This window comes from Ralstonia sp. UNC404CL21Col, assembly GCF_000620465.1.
GTDB classification, from domain to species: domain Bacteria; phylum Pseudomonadota; class Gammaproteobacteria; order Burkholderiales; family Burkholderiaceae; genus Ralstonia; species Ralstonia flatus.
In genome coordinates, this window is sequence record NZ_KK211140.1 from 538,886 (window position 1) to 561,639 (window position 22,754).

Consider the following 22,754-nt stretch of genomic DNA (forward strand, 5'->3'; position numbering starts at 1 on the left):
GGCGCCATTGTAACGGTACCTGGCGCAAGTTGGCACCGGGTACTGTCAGTTTTCGTCGTCGGCCAAGAACAATGCCTGCAAATCGTTGAGGAATCGCTGCCCCAGCTCGGTCGGGCGGATGGCGACATGGTCGCGCGTGAGCAAACCGCGCTGCTCTGCGACATCGAGTTGCCGCTCGATCGAGCGCAGCGGCAGGCCCGTGCGTTCCTGGAACAGCGTGACGGGGAAGCCGTCGGTCAGGCGCAGCGCATTGAGCATGAATTCGAACGGCAGGTCGGCGGCGCCGACTTCGCGCTGCTCCTGCATGACGGCCGCACCGCCGGCGGTCTCGGCCTGACGCAGATACGTGTCCGGATGCTTGTGCCGCATCTCGCGGATGACCCGATGCGGAAAGCTGAGCTTGCCGTGGGCACCGGGGCCGATGCCGAGGTAATCGCCGAATTGCCAGTAGTTCAGATTGTGCTTGCAGCGCTTGCCGGCCTTGGCGTATGCCGACACCTCGTAGTGCTCGTAGCCTGCCGCCGCCAACCGCGCGTGAATCCAGTCCTGCATTGCAAACGCCGCGTCGTCATCCGGCAGCGCGGGCGGGTACTTGGCGAAGTACGTGTTCGGCTCCAGCGTCAGGTGGTACAGCGACACGTGGTTCGTATCGAATGACAACGCGGCCTCCACGTCGGCCTCGCACTCGGCCAGCGTCTGGCCGGGCAGGGCAAACATCAGGTCGACGTTGATGTTGTCGAAGTGCGCGCGGGCGATGTCGATGGCGGCGCGCGCTTCAGCGGCGCTGTGGATGCGGCCCAGCGCCTGCAGGTGCGCGTCGTTGAAGCTCTGGATGCCGATCGACAGGCGGTTCACGCCGCTGGCGCGATAGCTGCGGAAGCGTTCGGCCTCGAAGGTGCCGGGGTTGGCCTCCATCGTGATCTCGGCGTCGGCGTCAACGGGCAGCAGCATGCGGATGTCCGACAGAAGGCGATCCAGCCCCTGCGCTGACAATAAGCTCGGCGTGCCGCCCCCGATGAAGATCGTGTGCACATGCCGGCCCCACACCATCGGCAGCGCGGCTTCCAGGTCTTGCCGCACGGCGGCCAGAAAACGCTCCTCCGGGATGCCCTGTTCCGGCTCCGCATGCGAGTTGAAATCGCAGTACGGACACTTGCGTACGCACCACGGCACGTGCACGTACAACGACAGCGGCGGCGAGGCCGGTAGGCTGATCTTGCCCGGCTGCAGGAAGACGGAGGTGACCTTGTCACCGGTTTCAGCGGCGGTCGCGGAAGGCGTCTTGGCTGCGCCGGCGGGGTGAATCGGAATCATCGGAACGTCACGCGTTTTCAAAGGTGCGCAGCCGTTCGACGAGCTGCGCGAGGGCTTGTGCACGATGGCTCACGCTGTTCTTCTCGGCTTTGGTCAGCTCGGCGGCGGTTTTGCCGAGGTCGGGCAGCAGGAAGTACGGGTCGTAGCCGAAGCCGCCGTCGCCGCGCGGTGTGTCGATCACCTCGCCAAACCAGTTGCCTTCGGCAATGATCGGCTGCGGGTCATCGGCGTGGCGCACGTAGACGAGCACGCAAACATAATGCGCGCCGCGGTCGGCCTTGCCGGCCAGTTCGCGGACGAGACGGGCGTTGTTGGCGGCATCCGATTTCGGCTCGCCCACCAGTTGCGCATAGCGCGCGGAATACACGCCCGGCGCGCCGCCCAAGGCATGCACGCAGATGCCGGAGTCGTCTGCCAGCGCGGGCAAGTCGGACGCACGGCTCGCGTGGCGTGCCTTGGTGAGCGCGTTTTCAACGAAGGTCGCGTAGGGCTCCTCCGCCTCGGGAATGCCGAGGGCGCCTTGCGGCGTCACGTCGAACCCGAGGGTGCCCAGCAGCGCGTTGAATTCGGACAGCTTCCCGGCGTTGTTCGATGCGAGAACGATCTTGCGCATGGCCGTGTCGCTCAGAGGCCCAGCGCCTGCTTCTGCAGGCCGATCAGCGTGCGGATACCTTGGTCGGCCAGGCCCAGCAATGCATCCATTTCAGCGCGCGAGAACGGCGTGCCTTCCGCTGTGCCTTGCACTTCCACAAAGCCGCCGCTGCCCGTCATGACGACGTTCATGTCGGTATCGCAGGCGGAGTCTTCAGGGTAGTCCAGGTCGAGCACCGGTACGCCGTCGACCACGCCCACCGACACGGCGGCCACGAAATCGCGGATCGGGTTGCCCACCAACTGGCCCTTTTCGCGCATGACGGAGACAGCGTCATATGCCGCGACGAACGCGCCGGTAATGCTGGCCGTGCGCGTGCCGCCATCGGCTTGCAGCACGTCGCAGTCGAGGTGCAGCGTGTGCTCGCCCAGCGCCCGCAGATCGAACACCGAGCGCATCGCCCGGCCGATCAGGCGCTGGATTTCCTGCGTGCGGCCGGTCTGCTTGCCGCGTGCGGCCTCGCGGTCGGAGCGCGTGTGCGTCGAGCGCGGCAGCATGCCGTATTCGGCCGTCACCCAGCCCTCGCCGCTGCCTTTCTTGTGCGGCGGCACCTTGGGCAGCACGCTGGCCGTGCAGAGCACTTGCGTGTCGCCAAAGCACACCAGCACCGAGCCTTCGGCGTGGCGCGTGAAGTTGCGGGTGAGGGTGACAGGGCGGAGTTGGTCGGGCTGGCGGCCGCTGGGTCGCATGTGGGGTCTCGCTGAAGAAAACGGATAGCCCGACATGATACCGGCCCGCGCTGCGCTTGGCAGGGCGGGCCGGAGGTGGGAAATGCGAGGACTGCGAGGACTGAGCGACGGCGCTTAGCGCGTCAGATTGCTCGTCTTGTCGATGGCGGCGCGGATTTCCGCGATGGAGCGCTCGATTTCCTCTTCCGACATCAATCCTGATTCACTTTGCGGCGCGTCCAGGATCGACGTCGTGAAGGCGTTCAGGGGCAGGGTGTCGGTCTGCACCGAATCCTGCGTGGTGGTCACGGCGTCCAGCTCCCACATCATGGAGATGGCGGTCGTGTTGTCGGCGGTGTCGCCGGCGTTGCGCAGCGCGCGGGCGATCAGCTCAGGAATCGCCTGCGTGACCGAGAAGCTCGTGCAGGTGTCGATGAGTTCGTCTTCTTGCACGCTGCCCCACAGGCCGTCGGAGCACAGCATGGCCACGTCGCCCGGCTCCAGGTTGACCGGCCCGCCGATGTCGATCAGCGGCAGGTTGGGCGAGCCCAGGCAGTTGTAGATCTTGTTGCGCTCGGGGTGGTGCGCGACCTGCATCGGCAGCACACGGTCCTGTTGCAGCAGGTTCTCGATCTTGGAGTGATCGCGCGTGCGCGTCACCAGTTCGCCCTTGCGCATGAGGTACATGCGCGAATCGCCGGCGTGCGCCCAGTGCAGCGAGCCGCGCTGGGCCAGCGCGCAGACGATGGTCGTGCGCGGCGCATCGGGCAGGCCGTTCGTCTCGGCATAGCGATGGATGTCACGGTGCGCGAGCATGATGCTCTCGTGCAGGAAATCACGCGGATTGCGAATCGACGGACGTGCGTGGCGCTGGAACTGGCGCGCCATGGTCTGCAGCGCCTGCTGGGCCGCGACTTCGCCCAGCGAGTGTCCGCCCAGGCCGTCGCACAGCACCATCAGCATGGCGTCACGCGTGAAGCAGTAGCCCATGCGGTCCTGGTTGACGCGTCGCGCGCCTTTTTTGCTTTCTTGATAAACCGAGAATCGCATTGCGGCTAGATGAATATTCGGTGAGGGAGGCGGTGCAGCGGCAAGTCCCGCCTAGTGTTGCACCATTTTGGAATCATACTCCGCCTGTCAGCGGCAATCGGGCGCTCAACTGTCCCGGCGGCGCAACAGACGGCTCATGAAACGCGTCGTCAACGCCTCTTTTTCTTCTGTCACGGGCCCGCCTTGGGTGACAGCGGTCAGCGCCTGCAATTCGGTCAGCGCGTTGCTTTCTTCGCGCAGCACCTTTTGCAGGCGGAACACGCTCTGCGGGCGTTCTTCGGGCTTCATCTTCAGGCACCAGCCCACCAGGTCGATGAGGCTGGCCGTGTAGACCTTGCGCAGGCGCTCCAGGCCTTCTTCCAGCTTGTCGTCTTTCTCGCGCTGCGTGGCTTCCTGCGGCGGCGTGCCGGCCATGCAGGCATAGATCGTGGCGCCGATGCTGTAGATGTCCGTCCACGGGCCCAGCTCGTTGTGCTTGCGGTACAGCTCCGGCGCGGCAAAGCCCGGCGTGTACATCGGCTGGAAGCGCGAAGCCTCGGCGGTGAGCGTCTGCCGCGCAGCGCCGAAGTCGAGCAGGATCGGCGAAAAGTCTTCGCGCAGGTAAATGTTGCCGGGCTTGATGTCGAGGTGCAGCAGCTTGTGGATGTGGACTTCGCGCAGCCCGCTCATCAGGTCATGGAACACCTGGCGGATGAAGCGCTCGCGCAGCATCTTCAGCTTGCCTTGCTGGCGCGCGGTGAGGATGTGTTCCTGCAGCGTTTTACCCTGCTCATACGTCATCACCATGTAGACCGTGCCATTTTCCCGGAAGAAATTGAGCACGCGCACGATAGCGGGGTGCGAAATCTTGGCCAGCGACCGGCCTTCTTCAAAGAAGTATTTGAGCCCGAGGCGGAATGCGCTCGCGCTTTCTTCCGGCACGACAGGAATCAGTTCGCCCGGCGCCCGACGGGCCAGCGAAGAGGGCAGATATTCCTTTACGGCCACCGGCGTCCCATGCTCGTCGGTCGCAAGATAGACGAAGCTGAACCCCCCGCTGGCCAACTTCTTTACAATACGATAATTGGACAGCAAGGTGCCGACCGGCAACGGGGCACTGCGTGGCTGTCCTGAGCCTTTTGACTCTGTCATGGGTTTGTGTGGCGAAATGGCTGTCGGATTCTCCCTGACCAGTCCACACGTTGTAAAGCGACAAAAGGTGGGGGATTCCCCGCCAATTCCGGGCGTTAAATACCGCCACCGGATTTCCCGATTCGACCAAGAACAACACACCACGATTCCATGATCCACAGCATGACCGGCTACGGCGTTGCCACACGCCAGGCAGCCTTTACCGATGCCCATGGCGCCCCCAGCGGCAGCGTCGCTACCGTCTCGGTCGAATTCCGCACCGTCAACTCCCGCTTTCTCGATCTGCTGTTCCGCGCCCCCGAAGAGTGCCGCGCCTTTGAGCCGGCCCTGCGCGAAATGCTGATGAGCGCACTGTCGCGCGGCAAGCTGGAATGCCGGATCAACCTGCAGCGGCAGGAAGCCGCCAGCGATGTTGCGGCGCTCAATGTGGAACTGCTGCAACAATTGGCCAAGCTGGAGCAGGCGGTCACGCGGTATCTGCCGGCATCGGGTTCGCTGCGCATGGGTGAAATCCTGCGTTGGCCCGGCGTGCTGGCCGAGCCGCAGCTGACACAAGACGCGCTGCGCGACGCCGTAATCGAAGCTGCCAAAGAGGCGCTCAAGCAACTTCTGGAATCGCGCCGTCGCGAAGGCGATGCGCTCAAGGCTGTGCTGCTCGACCGCGCTGATGCAATGCTCGCCATCGTCGACAAGCTCACGCCGATGGTGCCCGTCCTGATCCAGCAGCATCAGGACAAGCTGACCGAACGCCTGCGCGAGGCGTTTGGCCTGGCCGCGCCCGAGGGCACGCCGGCGCTCACGCGCGACGAGCTGTCCGAGCGCATCCGCCAGGAAGCCACCGTCTACGGCATCCGCATCGACATCGCCGAAGAACTCTCGCGCCTCCAGGCGCATCTGCGCGAGACGCGCCACATTCTCGAGAAGGGCGGCCAGATCGGAAAGCGCCTGGACTTCATGATGCAGGAGCTGAACCGCGAGGCGAACACGCTGGGTTCGAAGGCGGCCGCCAAGGAACTGGCCGATGCATCGATGGAACTGAAGCTGCTCATCGAGCAGATGCGCGAGCAGGTCCAGAACCTCGAATAACTTGAAACGCTAGAACGACAACATGCCATCCTCTCAAGCGCACTCTGCCGTCGATACGCCCATCGAGAACCACTTCCCGGGCAGCCTGTTCATGGTCGTGGCACCGTCCGGCGCCGGTAAGTCGACGCTGGTGAATGCGCTGCTGGCGCACGATTCGTCGATTCGCCTGTCGGTTTCGGCCACCACGCGCAAGCCGCGTCCGGGCGAACAGCACGGCCGCGAATACAACTTCATGACCGTCGAGGAATTCAAGGCGTGCCGTGATCGCGGCGAGTTTCTCGAATGGGCCGAGGTGCACGGCAACTACTACGCCACTTCGCGCGTGTGGATCGAAGAACAGATGCGCGCCGGCACTGACGTGCTGCTCGAAATCGACTGGCAGGGCGCGCAGCAGGTCCATCAGCGTTTCGCCAATGCCGTAGAGATCTTCATCCTGCCGCCGTCGCTTACGGCGCTGGAGGATCGTCTGAAGAAGCGCGGTCAGGACGAACCCAACGTGATCGTGCGCCGCCTGCTCGCTGCGGGCTCCGAGATGGCGCACGCGCCCGAGGCCGACTACGTGATCATCAACGAAGTGTTCGACACGGCATTGGCCGAGCTGCGTACCGTGGTGCAGGCCACGCGCCTGCGCTTCGGTGCCCAGAAGGCGCGCCACGGCGAGCTGTTCGTCGAGCTGGGCATTCACTGAGCCAGCAGCGCAATCGCGTTTTTCAGCGCGGTTGTGAAAGTGTGGTAGCGCCTGTGCCCAAGTGCAGTCGGAAGGGAGCGCTGCGCTGCTGCTAAAATATCGAGATCAACAAGATTTGCCACCAGGTGGAGTTTTCATGGCGCGTATTACCGTCGAAGATTGCTTGAAACAGATTCCGAATCGCTTCGAACTGGCATTGGCCGCAACGTACCGCGCCCGTCAGTTGGTACAGGGCCACACGCCCAAGGTCGATGCCAAGGACAAGCCGACCGTGACCGCATTGCGCGAAATCGCATCGGGCCAGGTCGGTATCGAGATGCTCAAGAAGGTTCCGTCCTGAGCTGACACGCGTTACTTGGCATTACCTGGCGTGGTACGCTGCCTCGGTCACTGATCGTTCTTGCGATCTTTCGTGGATGTGAAAGCCGCGAACGCACTAGACCCCGGCATGCCTACCTCGCCCGCTTCTTCTTCGCCCAGGACCCAACATTCCGCCACGCACGAACACAACGTGCCGTCGGTGGAATCGTCCGCGAGGTCGTCCGGTCCTGAGTCGGGCACTTCCACGGTCCCCTCCGGGTCCTCCACCGCTTCCGTCGTTCCCATGCCGTCATCCGCTTCCGGCTCCGGCCCCGCGTCGCCCCGTACGGGCGCGCCGAACTTGCCTGATCCGCGTGGTGCCGACTTGGTGGGGGAGCGGGCAGCCCTGCCGCCCAAATCGCATAAAGGTGCAAGCGCCGACGCGCCCGCGCCGGCTGCCAAGCCGGAGAGCGGCGACACGCTGTTCATCGATGCGGTGCTGGAGCAGACCTATCGGCATTTGTTCGGCCCGACTTCGCAGCCGGCCGCACCGCCGCGCCAGCAGGTCGTCTCCATTTCGGGGCTGACCGAAAAGCTGTCGTATCTGAAGCCGGCCGATCTGAAGCTGGTGAAGGAAGCCTTCCACTTTTCCGACGAGGCGCATCTCGGGCAGTACCGCCAGAGCGGCGAGCCGTACATCACGCATCCCGTGGCCGTGGCAGAGATCTGCGCGGGCTGGAAGCTGGATGTGCAATCGATCATGGCAGCGCTGCTGCACGACGTGATTGAAGACCAGGGTGTGACCAAGAGCGAGCTGGCCGAAAAGTTCGGCCCCAAGGTCGCGGAACTGGTCGACGGCCTGACCAAGTTGGACAAGCTCGAATTCCAGAGCCGCGAGCAGGCGCAAGCCGAGAGCTTCCGCAAGATGCTGCTCGCGATGGCGCGCGATGTGCGCGTGATTCTCGTCAAGCTCGCCGACCGTACGCACAACATGCGCACGCTCGACCACGTGCCGCCGGAAAAGCGGCGCCGCATTGCCGGCGAGACGATGGAGATTTACGCGCCGATCGCGCACCGCCTTGGCCTGAATACGACATATCGGGAACTGCAGGAATTGAGCTTCCGTATCGGTTCGCCGTTCCGGTATGCCACGTTAGAGAAGGCGGTGAAGGCTGCGCGCGGCAATCGGCGCGAAGTCGTGAGCCGCATTCTTGAAACGGCGCAGCGTGCGCTGACCGACGCGGGCATCCCGGCCGAAATGACCGGGCGCGAAAAAACGCTGTACAGCATCTACCGCAAGATGCACGACAAGCAGCTGTCGTTCTCGCAGGTGCTGGATGTGTATGGCTTTCGCGTAGTGGTCGACACGCAGATGCAGTGCTACATGACGATGGGTGCGCTGCACAGCTTGTACAAGCCGATGCCCGGCAAGTTCAAGGATTACATCGCCATCCCCAAGATCAACGGTTATCAGTCGCTGCACACGACGCTGGTGGGGCCGTTCGGCACGCCGGTCGAGTTCCAGATCCGCACGCGCGAGATGAACCAGATTGCGGAAGCCGGCGTGGCCGCGCACTGGATGTACAAGCAGCACCACGACGAGCCTGATCGCGCACAGCAACAAGCGCATCAGTGGCTGCAATCGTTGCTCGACATTCAGAGCCAGACGGGCGACTCGCAGGAGTTTCTTGAGCACGTCAAGATCGACCTGTTCCCCGATGCGGTCTACGTGTTCACCCCGAAGGGCGAGATCCGCGCCCTGCCGCGCGGCGCCACGGCGCTGGACTTTGCGTACGCAGTGCACAGCGATCTGGGCAACCAATGCGTGGCAGTCAAGATCAACAACGAGCTGCTGCCGCTGCGCACGGAGCTGAAAAACGGCGACATCGTCGAGGTGGTGACGGCGCCGTACTCGAAGCCCAACCCGGCGTGGCTCACGTTCGTGCGCACGGGCAAGGCGCGCGCGGCGATCCGGCATTTCCTCAAGACGGCCAAGCTGGACGAGGCGATTCAACTGGGCGAGCGTCTGCTCGAACAGGCGCTGCGGCAGATCGGCATCGACATGAAGGCCGTATCCGCGCAGGTGTGGGATCGCGTCGTGCAGTGGACGGGCAACAAGGCGCGCGAAGACGTTTTTGCGGATCTCGCGCTCGGCCGCCGCGTGGCCGCGGTGGTGGCGCGCCGCCTCGAAATCCTCCTGCAGGAAGGCGGGCACGAGGGCGACGAAGCCTTGATGGCCGCTGTACACACCTTCACCGGCGACGAGGCGCCGGCCGTTACCGTGAGTGGCGACGAAGGCATGGCGATGGTGTTCTCTTCATGCTGCCGCCCGATTCCCGGCGACCCGATCGTCGGCTATATCGGCAAGGGCGAAGGCTTGCAGATCCACGTGCAGGAATGTCGCGTGGCCAAGCGTCTGCATGGCAAGGATCCGGAGCATTGGATTGACGTCATGTGGGCTGAGCACACGACACGCGCCTTCGATGTGTCGATCAAAGTGCTGGTGCGCAATACGAAGGGCATTCTGGCGCGCGTCGCCGCCGACTTGACGTCGGCTGATGCCAACGTGGCACACGTGTCGATGGAGCAGGAGGGCGATCAGGAAGCGACGTACATGACGTTCCTGATCCAGGTGCATGACCGCGTGCACCTGGCCGATGTGATGCGCGCGCTGCGGCGCAACCCGGATGTGATTCGTATTACGCGAGATCGCGGCCTGGATTGAGGCTTCCGGGCGAAAGCAAAAAAAGGCGAGGCCGCGGGGCTTCGCCTTTTTTGTTCATGGTCCGCTTGCCGTACACACAACAGCGCGTTGACGTAGCGCTGCATGCGAGTCCGACGTGGACAAAAGAAAAGGGCTTCCATTTCTGGAAGCCCTTTTCATTCTCGTATTAGGTTGGCGCGGCTGGCAGGATTCGAACCCACGACCCCTTGGTTCGTAGCCAAGTACTCTATCCAACTGAGCTACAGCCGCAACCGAGAAATGAGATTATACAGAGATTTTCTGTCTTGTGAACCCCCTTCTTCACTTTTTCTTCGAGAGGGGCCAACTTTCTATAATGGAGCCTTGATCCACCGTGGCTTCCATCATGAACAAGGCTTTCGTCCGGGAAGATTCCGGCGATGACGAAGACGATCTGCCCGAAGGCGCCGCGCCCTTGCCGCCGGGTTCCAAGAACTACATCACGCCCGCCGGCTACGAGCGTTTGCGCACTGAGCTGATGCACCTGATCGACACCGAGCGGCCCGAAGTGGTCGGCATCGTGTCGTGGGCCGCGTCCAACGGCGATCGCTCTGAAAACGGCGACTACCTTTACGGCAAGAAGCGTCTGCGCGAGATCGATCGCCGCATCCGCTTTCTTACGCGCCGTATCGAGAAGGCCGAGGTTGTCGACGCCAGCTTGCAGGGCGACAACGATCAAATCTTCTTTGGCGCGACCGTCACCTACGCCAACCAGCGCGGTGAAGAGACGACCATCACCATCGTCGGCATGGACGAGGTCGATCTGGACATCGGGCACGTGAGCTGGATCTCGCCGATTGCGCGCGCGCTCATCAAGGCGCGCGAAGGCGATACGGTGCCGCTGCGCACCCCCACGGGTGTCGAGCAGATCGACATCCTTGAAGTCAAATATCCGCCGCGCTCAGCATGAGTTGTGTCCTCACGCCGGGTGGCCGAGGCAGTAGGCACCGAAGGCGATGACGGAGCAGGCCGACAGGCGCCGCGCGGTGAGCGACTCCTTCAGGAAAAGTCGGCCGAGCAGCGCGGCAAATACCACCGACGTTTCGCGCAGGGCCGACACAGGCCCCATCGGCGCGAGCGTCACTGCCCAGATGACGATGCCGTAGGCGATGAGCGAGACCACGCCGCCGCCAAAGGTCTTGAGTGTGTTTGAGTCGCGCAGATCGATGTTCAGCGGGCCTTTCCACACGCGATAGAGCAGCACCATCGGCAGGCCGTCGAGCATGAACAACCATGCCGAGTACGCATTCGCATTGCCGGCGGCCCGTGCGCCGATGCCGTCGCACACCGTGTAGCACGCGATGAATACGCCCGTGCTGAGCGCGGCCAGCGTCGAGCCAAGATCGGCCTTGCGGCCGCGCGCCAGACTGAGAATGCCGCCGCTGACCAGCACCACGCCCGCGAGTGCAATTACGCCCGGCATTTCACCGGCGAAGAGCGAAGCGCCCACCGTGACGAGCAGCGGTGATGAGCCGCGCGCGATCGGGTACACCTGCCCGAACTCCCCAAACCGATACGCGCGTGCGAGAAACACGTTGTAGCCGACATGCAGCACCGCGGACAGCGCCACATAGGGCCATGCAGCCGGTGCCGGCAACGGCAATGCAATCGCCATCGGTATTGCGGCCACGCCCGAGGCCAGCGTCATCAACGTGATGGCGCGCAGTCGGTCGGAGCCGCTTTTCAGCAGTGCGTTCCACGAGGCATGAAGCAGGGCGGCGCAGAGAACCAGGGCGATGACGGCGGGGGTCACGGTGACGATATGCGCGGAGCGCGAAAGTGAAAATCGGGTCGATTTTTCTCACTCGATGCTGGATCGGCGAGAGCAGGAAGGCCACAGCGTAGCGCCGTATAGTGCGCTCAACAATCGATATATACTGACTCGATCTGTGCAAAAAATTCACGCGATATGCGCAAGCTGCCCCCTCTGAATGCCGTGCGCGCCTTTGAATCGGCGGCGCGCCATCTGAGTTTTACGCGCGCAGGCGAAGAACTGAACGTCACGCATGGCGCGATCAGCCGTCAGATCCAGGCGCTGGAGGCGTGGCTGGGTGTGCCGCTGTTTCGTCGGCTGAATCGGCGTGTGGAACTGACCGATGCGGGGCAGCGCTACCTGTCGGAGATTGGCGTGGCGCTCGATCGAATCAGCACGGCAAGCCAAGCGCTGCGTGACTGCGATGCGGTGCGCATCCTGCGCGTGAACAGCATCCCGACGTTCACGATGCGGTGGCTGATTCCGCGGCTCTCCACGTTCCAGATGCGCTTTCCGCGCGTCGAGGTGCGGCTGACCACGTCCATCGAAGAGATTGAGGACCTGCCCGATCATTTCGACGTCATCATCCGCGGCGGGCCGGAGATTCATGCGGGCTTTCAGTCGGGGCGCTTCCTGGACGAGAGCCGTTTTCCGGTGTGCAGCCCGAGGTTGCTGGAGCGCTTGCCGCTCGCGGCCCCGTCGGACTTGCGGCATCACACGCTGCTGCATTCGGACACGTTGCCTTCGGTATGGCCCAGCTGGCTGGTGCTGGCCGGCGTGCCGAACCTGCGCCCCGCGCATGCGCTGACGTTCGAGCATTTCTATCTGTCGATTCAGGCCGCCATTGATGGGTTGGGAGTCGCGATGGGGCCATCGGCGCTGATCACGGAGGACCTAGAGGAGGGGCGTCTGGTAGCGCCCTTTCCCGATCTCGCGTTAGTGGCGCGCAGCTATTACTGGTACAGCCCGGCGCGCAATCTTGGTGACGACGTGGTGCAGGCATTTTGTGCGTGGCTTGGTGAGGAACGCCCCAACACGTCACGCAAACGTGAACACATTTCCGGCCTTCGGTAACGGAGGTAACGCCGCGTAACACCCTAGAGGCGACGGCGAAACCCGATGCTACGATCCACTCAAGTTCGATGGGTTTGAAAAGGAGGTCCCCAATATGAAGAAGAATGCATGGATTCTCGCTTCGTGCCTGGCCGCCGCCGGTGTGGCAAGTGCGATCGCCTTGCCCGCGCAGGCGCAGGTGTCGATCGGTGTGCAGATCGGCCCGACCTACGCGCCGCCGCCGCCTCAATATGAGCCTGTGCCGGTTCTGCAGCCCGGCTACGTATGGGTGCCGGGTTACTGGCAATGGCGCGATGGCCGCTATGTCTGGCGTCGTGGCTATCGTGAACATGGCCGACCGGGTTACCACTGGCGCGAGCCGCGTTGGGAGCAGGGTCCGCATGGCTGGCAAATGCGTGACGGAGGCTGGGACCGCGGAGACGACGGCCGCTGGCGCGGTCGGGATCGCGACTGGGATCACGGTCGCCGCGATCGAGACGACCGTTACCACTGCCCCCCGGGCCATGCGCGCAAGGGCGAATGCTGATGATGCAATGACAGGCCGGTTATGTACCGGCCTGTTTTTTGCGGGCAAGTCTTTCGACGCCGCGATGGCTGCATGAGAGATTGCGGCGCCTTCCGGGAGTCAACATGACAACGGAATCGAACTGGCGCACCGAGCTGTACAAGGACTTCGATGTCTACGTACTGGCCATTCCTCGCGCCGAACGCAAATCGGATAAGAGCGGGCAGGGCCCCGCACAGTGGGATTTTGTCGTGCGCATCTGCGAGTCCGGCGCGGACCCGACGGCCGTCGAAACGCTCGTCGCCCATTCGCATGACGAGCGTCCGCTGCCCACGCGTGAAGCCGCCGAAGACGCCGGGCTCACGCGCGGCTATGGCTTGATCGACGAATTGCTTGGGCGCAACGCCGTGCAGCAGTCGATCGATCTCTGACGTCTGCTTACGCCGCGAGCGCTGTATCGCGAATGTGCCTGCGCGCAAATTGCCACCACAGCCACGTCGCATCGGGCCCCGGCGCGTGGAACGCGTAGCGCGGGTCGCCGCCGCTCCACGCGTGGCCCATGGCGGTGAGTTGGCACAAGCTGACGATGCATTCGCCGTCGCGCATGTCGTTGCGCAGGACATAGCCGTCGCCGCGCGTGGTGTCGCGCGAGACATGGCCGCCATCGCCCAGATGATTCAGTGCGCGGAATTGTGCCGCCAGTTGCGCCTGATTGGCCGGGTTGACGGCCTCGTCACGCAGCCCGTGTAGAAGCATCGTCGGCATGCCGGGGTAGGTCGCTACATCGACCACGCTGGAGAGCGCCTCGACAGCATCGACCCGTGCCCCGCGTCGCATCAGATTCAATGCAGATGCGGGCGAGCGCGCCACGCCCAGCGCCGGGCCCGAATGCAATGCCAGCGCGGCGAACAGCTTCGGATGACGCAGCGCCATCAGGCCGGCCAGTCCCGCGCCGGCAGACAACCCCGCCAGATACACACGCGACGGGTCAGCACCGGTTTGTTCCAGGGTTTGTTCGATCAGTTGAGCAATGCCGTCGGCCTCGCGCGCGCCGGCGTGCTCCGGGTCATACCAGTGCCAGCAGCATTGCGGATGCGCGCGGCGCGGCTGCTCCGGATACAGCACGATAAAGCCTTCGCGGTCGGCCAGTGCGTTCATACGCGTGCCATGCGCCAGCACTTCGGCCGATTGCTTGCAACCATGCAGCATCACCATCAGCGCGGGGGGCTTGCTGCCCCGGAGGGGCGGTGTGTACAGCCAGTATTCCGGCCGGCGCGCTACTACGACAGGCGACTCGGGTTGGTAGATGAATTGCTCGCGGACGAAGGTGCCCTCGGTGGGGGTAGGACGCGCGCGGCGCGGGCCGTCGCGGCGCGCCGTCGGATTGAGCGGCTTCACCGGCTTCGGTGGCCATGACTGGCGGCCGAAGCCTGGCGTGGTCAGGGCGTCGACAAGGCGGGTGATCGATTTCATCCACGAACGGTGCATGGCGGCGGGGAGGGGAACTCCGATGAGGGCGATGGTGCCCGTGCTCTCCGAGGAGTCGCAAGTGGTTTCAACGGTAGTAAGACAGTGTGCCAGCGATTTTGTTGCGATGCAGCATTGAAAGTGGGCGAAGCGCCGCATCAGGGCACAAGTGGAGCGCAAAGTTTGCAATTGAGCGCGACTGTCATGGAGACACCGTTGGTGAGCGGCTACACTGCCGCGACGGGCGGGCCCTGCAACGGCACGCCTTTCCGCTTTCCCGTTCCCCGTTGTGTACTTATGGAGGTCGTTATGGGTTTTTTTGACTTCATCAAAGAGGCTGGCGAGAAGCTCTTCCATGGCGCTGCTGCGGCCGCGCCCGCCGATGCGTCAGCAGATGCCGACGCCGCCAAGGCGGCCGACGATGCAAAAGGCCAAGCCATTCAGGACTACATCGCGCAGCAGGGCCTGAGTGCCACGGCGCTGTCGGTGCAGGTGGAGGGTGATGCTGCCAAGGTGTTTGGCGTCGCGCCCGATCAAGCTACGCGCGAGAAGATCATCCTGTGCTGTGGCAACGTCGAAGGCATTAAGTCGGTCGATGACCAGATGTCGGTCAACACCGAGTCGCAAGAATCGCAATGGCACACGGTGGAGCGCGGCGATACGCTGTCGGCCATCGCCAAGAAGTTCTACGGCGATGCCAACAAGTACCCAGCCATCTTCGAGGCCAACAAGCCGATGCTGTCGAATCCGGACAAGATTTATCCGGGGCAGAAGCTGCGTATTCCGGCGGCGTGATTTGGCTGGCGCAGGTGCATCGAAACAAAGGGCCTTCGGGCTCTTTTCTTTTGCCAACGCAGGACGGTCGGGTGAGACACCTGTCGCATTCGCTGCGACGGTTGTCTCGTTCGGTCGCGCTTTGCCGAGACGTCTCCAGATGTGCCGCAATCTCGCGGTGAATCACCGCAACGCTTTGCCACCTAAGGCCTTTGGAGCATTCTCCATGCATGCGAGCCGCTTGCGTTTGCAGCCGGCACCCCTCTTGCAATCGCCGGTCAGCCGGCCCAGCAGCCGGACACCGATACGAGAGCAAGAGAAGACTTTGCATGGACCCCTACCGCGGCTTCTTCTGCGGATGGCGGCTTCCAGGAAGACGGTTTTGACGCCCTGGAGGGTGAGCAGGTCTGCGGCGTGGTCGTACTTGGTCAACGCGCCATCCGGGTAGAGGGTGACGGTTTCCTTGGGCGAGTGGCTTGGCACGTCGTTGGCGGCCGAGGGAATGGCGCACGGGAGGATGCCGTTGGATGGGTCGCCACTGGGGCAGAGCAGCACGACTTGCTCGCCCTTGGTGGGCGGGTTCCAGGTGCGGGTGGCGCCGGCGGGCGAGTTCTGCGAGGTCCATGCCTGCAGAGTGCGTGCGCGCGCGAGCCATTCACGCGGTGGCTGTTGTAGGGGTATGCTTCATCACAGAGCCGGTTTCTTCACCCGCGCATCCAGACGCAACAGGGGCGAAACCGATTCGGTGGGAGTTTTTCACGGGATCGCGTTTGAACGGATGGAGCACTCCGGGATGCGCCCTTTGGGCGCATTAGTTGCTCTGTCATTGTTGTTGGACCGTGCATCCCTATGAAGACCCGTTTTCGTATTGATGGCCACTTGCTTGAATGTACGTCTGAGCCCTTGGAAGGCACGTACTTTCGAGTCTCTTGGAATCTTCGGGCGGTAGATCGCCCCGTATCCGAAGAGCCGTTGCAAGCCGAGTCGTATGTCTGCCGAGCCGGCACCGAAGCAGAGGCGCAGGACGTCGTGCTGACTCGCGCACGGCTGATGAGCGGGCTCCGCCTAGGCAGCGCCCTGGCGGTCGAGCCGTCTGAGCCTGACCCCACCACCCAGACGAACCCCAATGTGGCTCCTGATGCACCGCTTGTGAGTGGTCGTTAACGCGGCTGCCTACACATTCCCTATACTCCGGGGAGCACCCCCTAATTAGAGGTATGCGTGTCGCCATCGCCGCCGCCATCGTGGGCACTCAACATACTGCGCGACGTCGCCGAAGGCTTTTACGGCAGAGGTAACGTGTTGCTCGCAGATGACCAAGCGGACAAGGTCAGAGCAGCTTACTACGCTTACTGGGACGCCCTGGGTCAGCCGGACAGTGAAGTGCACCGGTGCCTGGCCACCGCGCTCTTTTCCGCAGAGACCATTCGAATTGAGTTTGTTCAGCCCACCGTCGCCGTGATGATCGGTGAAGTCGGGCTCATCGACCCAGTAGATAAAATTTGCACGTCTGGCTCCGGTCACTGCGAATTTTTGCCAAAGGAAGTTGTGCTAGCCCATGCGGGCGATACCAAGGAAGACTGACCGACTGCACCATTACCTCCGTGCCGCTCGCTTTCGAGTGTGCGGCACCCCGGGAGGGGTGTGCCTCCCGTCCCTCGGAAGCCAAGCGTGTCCACGCTTGGCTTTTTTTTCTTGGCGAATGAACGCCCACACGGCGCGTGCCGAGCTGCGGCCGATGGGGCTCGTGTGGCGTGCCATCGAACTTGCAGCCGCCCCTATCGACAACCGCTGAATTGGTATGCACTTTGCTCCCCCCACGATGTGGAGGAAAGTCCTATGACGCGCACATCACGCGTGCACGGGTTCACCGTTCAATGTTCGGCCCACCCTCTTGAAGCACCGTATTTCGAGGTGAGTTGGCAGGCCGTTCGTGAGCAGGAACTCCTGAAGGGCGAGACCTATATCTGCCGCGCGGGTAGCGAGGAGGAGGCAGAAGATGCTGTCGCCAATCGAGCAAAGTGGATTGTCGGACTCCACCTATCACGGGGGCTCTGAAGCGATAACGGTCGGCCGTCTGCACTGCCCCTAGCTCCGCTGTTCCAGCCCGATGACAGAGGTGAAACATGAGCAATTCGAGAGCGCAAAGCGTCTTGGATGAACTGTGCGAGCAGGTCGGTGAACATTACAACCGGAAGCGGTTCATTCTGCGGGGCCGCGAGGCCGAGACCGTCCGTAATTGCTACTACCGATACTGGCTGGCGAGCGGGAAACCGAATTCCAGATTGCACAAGCGCATCGCCCGATCGGTGTTTGCAAGTCGGAACATTCACCTGCGCATCCTCCTGCCGGCACTTGCCCGGTTGAGCGGGCACAACAGCCACGCTGCTCAATAGGGGGCGCTGCTCAGTTTGCGGGGCGCGGGTGAGCAGAGGTGCCGGCCTGGCCGACGCCTCGGGCGGCCAGTCATCTCGCCATGTGTTCAAAGATGAGATCGACAACGCGCTCGCTGTCAGCGTCTTGCAGCCCTAGTAGCTCTCGTGCCGCGTATTTGACGGTAAGCCCGCTCGCGCGTTGACGCGATCCCGCAGCCCAAAGTGATGCACGGCGGCAACGCGTTTCACTTCGTCCCGGAAAGTCACGACCGCCATGTTCGGGCTCGCCTCGATGCGCATGGACTTTGCCATGCGCAGCCTTGTGAACATCCCCCGTCGAATGCCGCCGCGCTTGTGCCGAAGCTGCGGCTTGCGCGGCTCGTACGGCGTGCCATCAGGGTTGCGCTGCGCGGCGATGCGCGATGACTGCCGGGGGCGCAGCTCCACCGAAACCGCGCGGGCCAGCGCCCGCCGCTGCGGGGCTTCCAGCTTGGCAAGCAGGCCGACCAGGTAGGCGTCCAGCTCGTGCAGGTTGCTCACGCAGGCCTCCACGTGGCCGGGTCGTCGTCTGCGTTGATCGGCTCGGGATGGTGTTCGACCTGGTAGCCGCGGCCATCCACCTTGACCGTCACGCTCCCGGAGAGCTGCAGCTTGACCGAGATGTCGACCGTGTCGTGCGGGAGGATCTCTGCTTCGAACTTGAAGGCGTCTTCCCGCTTGTCTGGATTGGTGAATGCGTCGGGTTGGTGGGTGCGCACCCAGGCCAGAACGGGCACGACGATGGTGTCAGAGCTGTCCGGGTAGTCGCCTGACTGGGCGTGAGCGAGCACGCCGGACGGCGCGATACCGGGTCGATTCGCGGATGGCCTTGCCATTCGTCGCCGCTCTGCCCTGGAAAAAGATCACAGCGTGCGGGCGAAATAAGTGCGACGCCTGTCCGCGAATGAGCGTAGATTGGGATCAGACGCTGCCGCAGTCAGCGCACTCGGCAGTTGGTAGGGGTGCTCGACGTTGTCCCTGGCGTTCTTCGCTTCAGGTTGTGCGGGAACGGCGAGCACCGGCGAGATCGCCCCTTGCGTGCCCGTGGACAGTCGACCGAGTGGGCATCTGCTGCATAACCGTAGAGGGGCAAGCATGGATAGAGAACAGGGTGTCGTGAAGTGGTTTGACTCTCGGAGTGGGGTCGGCCTCATCGAGCCCCAACGAGGTGGAGATGACGTCATTGTTATTTTTCCGAGGTCATCTGCACTGGATCCTCCTGCACTCCAACACGGGCAGAAAGTCTCTTTCGTTCGAGGCCTAGGACGCGTGGCGCGTACAGCAACCAAGCTTCTGCTCTTCTAAGCCGCGCTTTCGCGCTCGCGCGCCTACGGCCGGCTTTGTTTCCAAGTAAAGGTCGGATGCTGGCACTGAGAACAATGTGCCCGGGAGGCAATATGTCGACGCGTACCACTGAGTATCGTGGCTTTCAGATTCATGTGGAGCTTGTTCAGACGTCCGAGGACATGTTTGATCTGTGGTTCCGGATCGAAGGGCCGATGGAACCCGCAGGCGTGGTAGCCCTCGGCAAGCGGATCAAGGCTCATGGAGGGCCCTTTTCACGACGATGGGCGCACTTGGTGGGGGAGGTGGCGGGGCGCGCGGCGGTGGATGTGATTCTCGGCCCTGAGGATGTCCCGCCGACGACGCAGGAATGGTGAGCGTGCTAGTAGCTTACCAAGTGCAAATGGCTTGGTCGGTAGCCATTGGCAGATCGGCCTTTGGCTCAGCGCTTGGAAGCGCATGGACCTGGACGTTGGGACATGCGGGTTTGACATCGCCAAAGATCATTGCGATGGGGACTTCAGTGGCATCGCGACCCGTACCGATTCGCAAGAGCCCCATGGGCACCGATGCGTTTGACGGATCGACCAGGTTCCATTGATTGCCCAGGTAAACCTCGACAAATGCGTGGAAGTCCGGCGGGCCGAGAGCGGGATCGGCGCCGTAATCGACGCTCGTCGCAAAGCGGGCCGGGATACTTAGTGCACGACACAACGCGATCATCAAGTGAGCATAGTCCCGACATACGCCCTGCCGATCCACCAACGTGCCCACGGCGGAGGTTCTCTCGTTCGTGGATTGCGGGGTGAACTGTACATACCGGCAGACCCAATCCCGAATCGCAAGGACAAGTGCGTACCCGCGCTGATGCCCGCCAAACTCCCGGCGCGCGAACCCCATGAGGCGGTCTGATTCGCAATACCGGCTGGGGGCCAGGAAGGGAATAACGTCCAGCGGCAAATCTGCCACACCGACCTCAAACAATGATTGCGGCGGTGTGAGCAGGTGATGCAAATCAACCGTCGCTACATAGTTGATCGCGAGGTCGCCGCGCGGCGCCCGCAACCGTAGATGACGATTGCGCAGGCCCGGTTCAGTCTGAAGTTTGGTCGGAACAGCAGGGGTCAGTTGCAACGATTCGGCAACGATTGTCTGACGAGCGGTCTGCGCTGCATGGAAATTGAAAATGAAGTCTGCAGCCTGATCGTGAATCGCATAAGTTAGGCAGATCGAGTATTGCATTCGAACCATGCGAACTCCTGGGGCCCAGCATTGCTTGGGTGTTTGTTCAGACGATGGCGCTTGAAACGCCACCGGGCAAACCTTCCAATTTGGGTCTTACAGGACCCTCTACTCGCCCGCCATGGATTGGCCAGGCACGAGCCCATCGATGATTTCTTCGGCGCCGTGCGTGGCCGCGCGTTTTGCAGCGCCTACGTTGTCCCACGGCTCGCCTCTCAGACGAAAGACACGGGAACGCTCATCGTCCAGGGTCTCACCTTCAAGGCAGATGACGACCGAGACGCTGTACGCGCGGTCGGGGCGTTTTTCGTGCCATTCGCGTGGCGGGTTAAATGGGTAAATCAGGGGGTAAATTGCGAATCCTTTGTAGAAGGATGTCGGGTAGGTATCCATGGCGGATCTCCCATAGGAAAAGCGAGCAGGCCGGGGCTACTGGACGTGCTGCTCTGTAGGCAAGACGAGAATGCCCCGGGGCAAGTGAAGTGCGGGCCGCGCCGGAAAACCGGTTCGGCAAAAGGCAGCGTAGGTGGCTGGATCGAGGTGGGACGTCGGCGACGCGTCGATCAGAGGCGAGGCTAATTTCTCTTGTGCAGGGGCTGATGATTGCCCCGCTGGAATCCGTACCTCACTCTACTCCGATATCGGGATCATGGGCTTGGGTATTTTCGGAAGCGGTGTGAGGCGCGTCGCGCTCGCTACATCTGTGTCTTTTTGCTCACAATGCAAACGATCGTGTCGATGTTAAAGCGGGCGGTGAGAGAGCGGCGTCGCAGACCGTGCGCGCGCCGTTGGGGCCCCGCCTCACCCGCCCGGTTCTTTGAGTTATTTTTCTGCACCAGCATAGGCGCCCTAAACCGGCCCGAAACAAGACATTTCTGGACGGGAAGAATCACTGCCAAAGCGAGGATATCGGAGTGGACAGGCGGACCACATCTCCTGTCCATCGCAATCCTGGTTGCGCTCGGCTCATCTGCAAATCTGGTGGGTTTTCAGAAATTAGCCAAAGAGTGTGCTGCTAAGAAAATCATGTCGTATTGCTCGCTCACGCTTGTTATTAACGGCTTCTTTTGCGGCCAACGCATATCGAGCAGGAACTTTGCTGGCGGCGACTTCCAGGCGATCTCTGGCCTGGGGCGGTGTTAGAGTCCCTAAGGAATCCTTGTTCGCATACCTTTGCTCGATGACCTGTAAAGGCTTGTGCCACAAGGCTTGAGGCCGAAACCGCTTGGGAGGTTACTGAGATTACCTTTTCCCGATGCCGGCCTGGTGTAGAAAGGGGGAGGGTGTGCCGCTCTCCGCGTGCACTACCGGGCCAGCTACCGATGTTGACTGTGACGTGCTGGCAGTACGCCAGATTTACGCCAGAAAAGACAAAACCCAAGCACTGGCTTGGGTTTTGGGTGATGTCCTGGTGCCGCTGACCGGAATCGAACTGGTGACCTTCGCATTACGAATGCGCTGCTCTACCGACTGAGCTACAGCGGCGTCGGAAACAGCGATTCTAACAGAACTTTTTGTCGCTCTGCAAGAACCGCTGAAACAACGGCCCTACATGGCGTCGTTACGCCGTCTTCTTGGCCTCGAGGTGATACTGCGTGACGCGATCCACCTCGTTTTTCGATCCCAGGACCACCGCCACGCGCTGGTGCAGCTTTTCGGGCTGGATATCCAGAATGCGTTGCTCGCCGTTGGTGGCCGCGCCGCCAGCCTGTTCCACCAGGAAGGCCATCGGATTGGCTTCATACATCAGGCGCAGCTTGCCGGCCTTGCCCGGCTCGCGCTTGTCCCACGGATACATGAAGATGCCGCCGCGTGTGAGGATGCGATGCACGTCCGCCACCATCGAGGCGATCCAGCGCATGTTGAAATCCTTGCCACGCGGGCCTTCGGTGCCGGCCAGGCATTCGTCGATGTAGCGGCGCACGGGCGGGGCCCAGTGGCGCATGTTCGACATGTTGATGGCGAATTCCTTCGTGTCGGCCGGAATCTTCACGTCGCGGCTGGTCAGCACGAAGCTGCCGACTTCGCGGTCGAGCGTGAACATGTGCACGCCGTTGCCAACCGTCAGCACTAGCGTGGTTTGCGGGCCGTATACGGCGTAACCGGCGGCCACCTGCTTTGCACCAGGCTGCATGAAGTCGGCCTCGGTCACGGCTTGGCCGGGCTTGGGCATGTGCAGCACCGAGAAGATCGTGCCGATCGACACGTTCACGTCGATGTTGGACGAGCCGTCGAGCGGATCGAACAGTAGCAGGTATTCGCCCTTCGGATAGCGGTGCGGAATCTCGTAGAACGATTCCATTTCTTCCGAGGCCATGGCGGCCAAGTTGCCGCCGTATTCGTTGGCTTCGAGCAGGACTTCGTTGGCGATCACGTCCAGCTTCTGCTGGGTTTCGCCTTGCACGTTGCCGGTGCCAGCCGAGCCGAGCACGCCGGCAAGGGCCCCCTTGTTGACGCTGTGCGAGATCGCCTTGCAGGCGCGCGCCACGACTTCGAGCAGCAGGCGCAGCTCGGCCGGGATGGTGTTGTGCTCGCGCTGCTCTTCGATCAGGTAGCGGGTAAGGTTGATGCGCTTCATGGGTTCTCCTGAGACGGGCGCGATTTTACGA

The 22,754-nt window shown here is 62.6% G+C and carries 26 protein-coding genes and 2 tRNA genes; 13 read left to right on the forward strand and 15 right to left on the reverse strand.

Annotated elements, in window-relative coordinates:
• Nucleotides 1-45 precede the first annotated feature (45 nt).
• The 5 genes from hemW to N511_RS0120435 form a co-directional block, all read right to left on the reverse strand.
• Nucleotides 46-1,314 (reverse strand): radical SAM family heme chaperone HemW, encoded by a 1,269-nt coding sequence (gene hemW / locus N511_RS0120415; protein ID WP_027680971.1) that lies wholly within the window; start codon nucleotides 1,312-1,314, stop codon nucleotides 46-48.
• A gap of 7 nt (nucleotides 1,315-1,321) precedes the next feature.
• Entirely contained in the window at nucleotides 1,322-1,927 is a 606-nt protein-coding gene (gene rdgB / locus N511_RS0120420) for an RdgB/HAM1 family non-canonical purine NTP pyrophosphatase (protein ID WP_027680972.1), read from the reverse strand.
• Between the two features lie 11 nt (nucleotides 1,928-1,938).
• A complete protein-coding gene (gene rph / locus N511_RS0120425) occupies nucleotides 1,939-2,655 on the reverse strand; it encodes a ribonuclease PH (RefSeq protein WP_012762362.1) in 717 nt (238 codons plus the stop codon).
• A 114-nt stretch (nucleotides 2,656-2,769) separates the two neighbouring features.
• The gene (locus N511_RS0120430; RefSeq protein WP_027680973.1) at nucleotides 2,770-3,684 is read right to left on the reverse strand and encodes a PP2C family protein-serine/threonine phosphatase; all 915 of its coding nucleotides are present in this window, start codon (nucleotides 3,682-3,684) and stop codon (nucleotides 2,770-2,772) included.
• A 105-nt stretch (nucleotides 3,685-3,789) separates the two neighbouring features.
• Nucleotides 3,790-4,815 (reverse strand): serine/threonine-protein kinase, encoded by a 1,026-nt coding sequence (locus N511_RS0120435; protein ID WP_027680974.1) that lies wholly within the window; start codon nucleotides 4,813-4,815, stop codon nucleotides 3,790-3,792.
• A 150-nt stretch (nucleotides 4,816-4,965) separates the two neighbouring features.
• On the opposite strand from N511_RS0120435, the gene N511_RS0120440 reads away from it, so the two are divergent.
• From N511_RS0120440 to N511_RS0120460, 4 genes are all read left to right on the forward strand, one after another.
• Nucleotides 4,966-5,901 carry a YicC/YloC family endoribonuclease gene (locus tag N511_RS0120440; RefSeq protein ID WP_027680975.1) on the forward strand — a complete coding sequence of 312 codons (936 nt, stop codon included), beginning with the start codon at nucleotides 4,966-4,968 and terminating at the stop codon, nucleotides 5,899-5,901.
• A gap of 22 nt (nucleotides 5,902-5,923) precedes the next feature.
• A complete protein-coding gene (gmk, locus tag N511_RS0120445; RefSeq protein ID WP_027680976.1) occupies nucleotides 5,924-6,589 on the forward strand; it encodes a guanylate kinase in 666 nt (221 codons plus the stop codon).
• 136 nt (nucleotides 6,590-6,725) lie between these two features.
• Nucleotides 6,726-6,929 carry a DNA-directed RNA polymerase subunit omega gene (gene rpoZ, locus N511_RS0120450; protein ID WP_004630929.1) on the forward strand — a complete coding sequence of 68 codons (204 nt, stop codon included), beginning with the start codon at nucleotides 6,726-6,728 and terminating at the stop codon, nucleotides 6,927-6,929.
• A 264-nt stretch (nucleotides 6,930-7,193) separates the two neighbouring features.
• The gene (locus tag N511_RS0120460; protein ID WP_027680978.1) at nucleotides 7,194-9,614 is read left to right on the forward strand and encodes a RelA/SpoT family protein; all 2,421 of its coding nucleotides are present in this window, start codon (nucleotides 7,194-7,196) and stop codon (nucleotides 9,612-9,614) included.
• A 172-nt stretch (nucleotides 9,615-9,786) separates the two neighbouring features.
• Here N511_RS0120460 and N511_RS0120465 read toward each other — a convergent pair.
• Nucleotides 9,787-9,863 (reverse strand) — tRNA-Arg (locus tag N511_RS0120465).
• A 115-nt stretch (nucleotides 9,864-9,978) separates the two neighbouring features.
• On the opposite strand from N511_RS0120465, the gene greB reads away from it, so the two are divergent.
• Nucleotides 9,979-10,542 carry a transcription elongation factor GreB gene (gene greB, locus N511_RS0120470; RefSeq protein WP_027680979.1) on the forward strand — a complete coding sequence of 188 codons (564 nt, stop codon included), beginning with the start codon at nucleotides 9,979-9,981 and terminating at the stop codon, nucleotides 10,540-10,542.
• A 9-nt stretch (nucleotides 10,543-10,551) separates the two neighbouring features.
• Here the strand turns inward: greB and N511_RS0120475 are convergent, their stop codons facing one another.
• Nucleotides 10,552-11,385, reverse strand: a complete 834-nt coding sequence (locus tag N511_RS0120475) for a DMT family transporter (RefSeq protein ID WP_027680980.1) — start codon at nucleotides 11,383-11,385, stop codon at nucleotides 10,552-10,554.
• A 156-nt stretch (nucleotides 11,386-11,541) separates the two neighbouring features.
• Between N511_RS0120475 and gcvA the strand changes: the two genes are divergently transcribed.
• The 3 genes from gcvA to N511_RS0120490 all read left to right on the forward strand — a co-directional run bounded on the left by gcvA (nucleotide 11,542) and on the right by N511_RS0120490 (nucleotide 13,395).
• On the forward strand, nucleotides 11,542-12,459 hold the full coding sequence (gcvA, locus tag N511_RS24400) for a transcriptional regulator GcvA (RefSeq protein ID WP_051530972.1): 918 nt from the start codon (nucleotides 11,542-11,544) through the stop codon (nucleotides 12,457-12,459).
• A gap of 94 nt (nucleotides 12,460-12,553) precedes the next feature.
• A complete protein-coding gene (locus N511_RS25075) occupies nucleotides 12,554-12,985 on the forward strand; it encodes a YXWGXW repeat-containing protein (protein ID WP_081785404.1) in 432 nt (143 codons plus the stop codon).
• Nucleotides 12,986-13,089: 104 nt separating this feature from the next.
• On the forward strand, nucleotides 13,090-13,395 hold the full coding sequence (locus N511_RS0120490) for a hypothetical protein (protein ID WP_027680982.1): 306 nt from the start codon (nucleotides 13,090-13,092) through the stop codon (nucleotides 13,393-13,395).
• 7 nt (nucleotides 13,396-13,402) lie between these two features.
• On the opposite strand, the gene N511_RS0120495 is transcribed toward N511_RS0120490, so the two are convergent.
• Nucleotides 13,403-14,437, reverse strand: a complete 1,035-nt coding sequence (locus N511_RS0120495; RefSeq protein ID WP_027680983.1) for an extracellular catalytic domain type 1 short-chain-length polyhydroxyalkanoate depolymerase — start codon at nucleotides 14,435-14,437, stop codon at nucleotides 13,403-13,405.
• Nucleotides 14,438-14,740: 303 nt separating this feature from the next.
• Between N511_RS0120495 and lysM the strand changes: the two genes are divergently transcribed.
• Complete coding sequence (gene lysM, locus N511_RS0120500) at nucleotides 14,741-15,226, forward strand: peptidoglycan-binding protein LysM (protein WP_027680984.1); 486 nt, start codon at nucleotides 14,741-14,743, stop codon at nucleotides 15,224-15,226.
• A 162-nt stretch (nucleotides 15,227-15,388) separates the two neighbouring features.
• On the opposite strand, the gene N511_RS25080 is transcribed toward lysM, so the two are convergent.
• Nucleotides 15,389-15,886 carry a phage baseplate assembly protein V gene (locus N511_RS25080; RefSeq protein ID WP_081785405.1) on the reverse strand — a complete coding sequence of 166 codons (498 nt, stop codon included), beginning with the start codon at nucleotides 15,884-15,886 and terminating at the stop codon, nucleotides 15,389-15,391.
• A gap of 540 nt (nucleotides 15,887-16,426) precedes the next feature.
• Here N511_RS25080 and N511_RS0120505 point away from each other — a divergent pair.
• Nucleotides 16,427-16,789: a hypothetical protein gene (locus N511_RS0120505; protein WP_155954074.1), complete on the forward strand. Its 363-nt coding sequence runs from the start codon at nucleotides 16,427-16,429 to the stop codon at nucleotides 16,787-16,789.
• A gap of 542 nt (nucleotides 16,790-17,331) precedes the next feature.
• Nucleotides 17,332-17,601: a hypothetical protein gene (locus N511_RS25295; RefSeq protein ID WP_155954075.1), complete on the forward strand. Its 270-nt coding sequence runs from the start codon at nucleotides 17,332-17,334 to the stop codon at nucleotides 17,599-17,601.
• Between the two features lie 132 nt (nucleotides 17,602-17,733).
• Here N511_RS25295 and N511_RS24405 read toward each other — a convergent pair whose 3' ends face one another.
• Together N511_RS24405 and N511_RS24410 are read right to left on the reverse strand one after the other, a co-directional pair.
• Entirely contained in the window at nucleotides 17,734-18,120 is a 387-nt protein-coding gene (locus N511_RS24405) for a phage virion morphogenesis protein (protein ID WP_366228000.1), read from the reverse strand.
• Nucleotides 18,117-18,410, reverse strand: coding sequence for a phage tail protein (locus N511_RS24410; RefSeq protein WP_231479655.1), 294 nt, complete (start codon nucleotides 18,408-18,410; stop codon nucleotides 18,117-18,119). Before N511_RS24410 ends, N511_RS24405 begins: the two co-directional genes overlap by 4 nt.
• Before the next feature lie 304 nt (nucleotides 18,411-18,714).
• Here N511_RS24410 and N511_RS25680 point away from each other — a divergent pair, with 304 nt between their 5' ends.
• Together N511_RS25680 and N511_RS0120530 are read left to right on the forward strand one after the other, a co-directional pair.
• Complete coding sequence (locus tag N511_RS25680) at nucleotides 18,715-18,924, forward strand: cold shock domain-containing protein (RefSeq protein ID WP_081785407.1); 210 nt, start codon at nucleotides 18,715-18,717, stop codon at nucleotides 18,922-18,924.
• A 92-nt stretch (nucleotides 18,925-19,016) separates the two neighbouring features.
• The gene (locus N511_RS0120530; protein WP_027680987.1) at nucleotides 19,017-19,280 is read left to right on the forward strand and encodes a hypothetical protein; all 264 of its coding nucleotides are present in this window, start codon (nucleotides 19,017-19,019) and stop codon (nucleotides 19,278-19,280) included.
• 13 nt (nucleotides 19,281-19,293) lie between these two features.
• On the opposite strand, the gene N511_RS0120535 is transcribed toward N511_RS0120530, so the two are convergent.
• From N511_RS0120535 to N511_RS0120550, 4 genes are all read right to left on the reverse strand, one after another.
• Nucleotides 19,294-20,154, reverse strand: coding sequence for a transglutaminase-like domain-containing protein (locus N511_RS0120535; protein ID WP_027680988.1), 861 nt, complete (start codon nucleotides 20,152-20,154; stop codon nucleotides 19,294-19,296).
• 99 nt (nucleotides 20,155-20,253) lie between these two features.
• Entirely contained in the window at nucleotides 20,254-20,538 is a 285-nt protein-coding gene (locus N511_RS0120540) for a hypothetical protein (RefSeq protein ID WP_027680989.1), read from the reverse strand.
• 1,016 nt (nucleotides 20,539-21,554) lie between these two features.
• Nucleotides 21,555-21,630: transfer RNA gene (locus N511_RS0120545), tRNA-Thr, on the reverse strand.
• Nucleotides 21,631-21,706: 76 nt separating this feature from the next.
• Nucleotides 21,707-22,723: a class 1 fructose-bisphosphatase gene (locus N511_RS0120550; RefSeq protein WP_027680990.1), complete on the reverse strand. Its 1,017-nt coding sequence runs from the start codon at nucleotides 22,721-22,723 to the stop codon at nucleotides 21,707-21,709.
• Between the last annotated feature and the right edge of the window lie 31 nt (nucleotides 22,724-22,754).

Excerpts from the sequence above, each read along its gene's own strand:
- hemW (WP_027680971.1), bottom strand. The coding sequence starts at position 1,314 with ATGATTCCGATTCACCCCGCCGGCGCAGCCAAGACGCCTTCCGCGACC.
- rdgB (WP_027680972.1), bottom strand. The coding sequence starts at position 1,927 with ATGCGCAAGATCGTTCTCGCATCGAACAACGCCGGGAAGCTGTCCGAA.
- rph (WP_012762362.1), bottom strand. The coding sequence starts at position 2,655 with ATGCGACCCAGCGGCCGCCAGCCCGACCAACTCCGCCCTGTCACCCTC.
- N511_RS0120430 (WP_027680973.1), bottom strand. The coding sequence starts at position 3,684 with ATGCGATTCTCGGTTTATCAAGAAAGCAAAAAAGGCGCGCGACGCGTC.
- N511_RS0120435 (WP_027680974.1), bottom strand. The coding sequence starts at position 4,815 with ATGACAGAGTCAAAAGGCTCAGGACAGCCACGCAGTGCCCCGTTGCCG.
- N511_RS0120440 (WP_027680975.1), top strand. The coding sequence starts at position 4,966 with ATGATCCACAGCATGACCGGCTACGGCGTTGCCACACGCCAGGCAGCC.
- gmk (WP_027680976.1), top strand. The coding sequence starts at position 5,924 with ATGCCATCCTCTCAAGCGCACTCTGCCGTCGATACGCCCATCGAGAAC.
- rpoZ (WP_004630929.1), top strand. The coding sequence starts at position 6,726 with ATGGCGCGTATTACCGTCGAAGATTGCTTGAAACAGATTCCGAATCGC.
- N511_RS0120460 (WP_027680978.1), top strand. The coding sequence starts at position 7,194 with ATGCCGTCATCCGCTTCCGGCTCCGGCCCCGCGTCGCCCCGTACGGGC.
- greB (WP_027680979.1), top strand. The coding sequence starts at position 9,979 with ATGAACAAGGCTTTCGTCCGGGAAGATTCCGGCGATGACGAAGACGAT.
- gcvA (WP_051530972.1), top strand. The coding sequence starts at position 11,542 with ATGCGCAAGCTGCCCCCTCTGAATGCCGTGCGCGCCTTTGAATCGGCG.
- N511_RS25075 (WP_081785404.1), top strand. The coding sequence starts at position 12,554 with ATGAAGAAGAATGCATGGATTCTCGCTTCGTGCCTGGCCGCCGCCGGT.
- N511_RS0120490 (WP_027680982.1), top strand. The coding sequence starts at position 13,090 with ATGACAACGGAATCGAACTGGCGCACCGAGCTGTACAAGGACTTCGAT.
- N511_RS0120495 (WP_027680983.1), bottom strand. The coding sequence starts at position 14,437 with ATGAAATCGATCACCCGCCTTGTCGACGCCCTGACCACGCCAGGCTTC.
- lysM (WP_027680984.1), top strand. The coding sequence starts at position 14,741 with ATGGGTTTTTTTGACTTCATCAAAGAGGCTGGCGAGAAGCTCTTCCAT.
- N511_RS25295 (WP_155954075.1), top strand. The coding sequence starts at position 17,332 with ATGAGCAATTCGAGAGCGCAAAGCGTCTTGGATGAACTGTGCGAGCAG.
- N511_RS25680 (WP_081785407.1), top strand. The coding sequence starts at position 18,715 with ATGGATAGAGAACAGGGTGTCGTGAAGTGGTTTGACTCTCGGAGTGGG.
- N511_RS0120530 (WP_027680987.1), top strand. The coding sequence starts at position 19,017 with ATGTCGACGCGTACCACTGAGTATCGTGGCTTTCAGATTCATGTGGAG.
- N511_RS0120535 (WP_027680988.1), bottom strand. The coding sequence starts at position 20,154 with ATGGTTCGAATGCAATACTCGATCTGCCTAACTTATGCGATTCACGAT.
- N511_RS0120540 (WP_027680989.1), bottom strand. The coding sequence starts at position 20,538 with ATGGATACCTACCCGACATCCTTCTACAAAGGATTCGCAATTTACCCC.
- N511_RS0120550 (WP_027680990.1), bottom strand. The coding sequence starts at position 22,723 with ATGAAGCGCATCAACCTTACCCGCTACCTGATCGAAGAGCAGCGCGAG.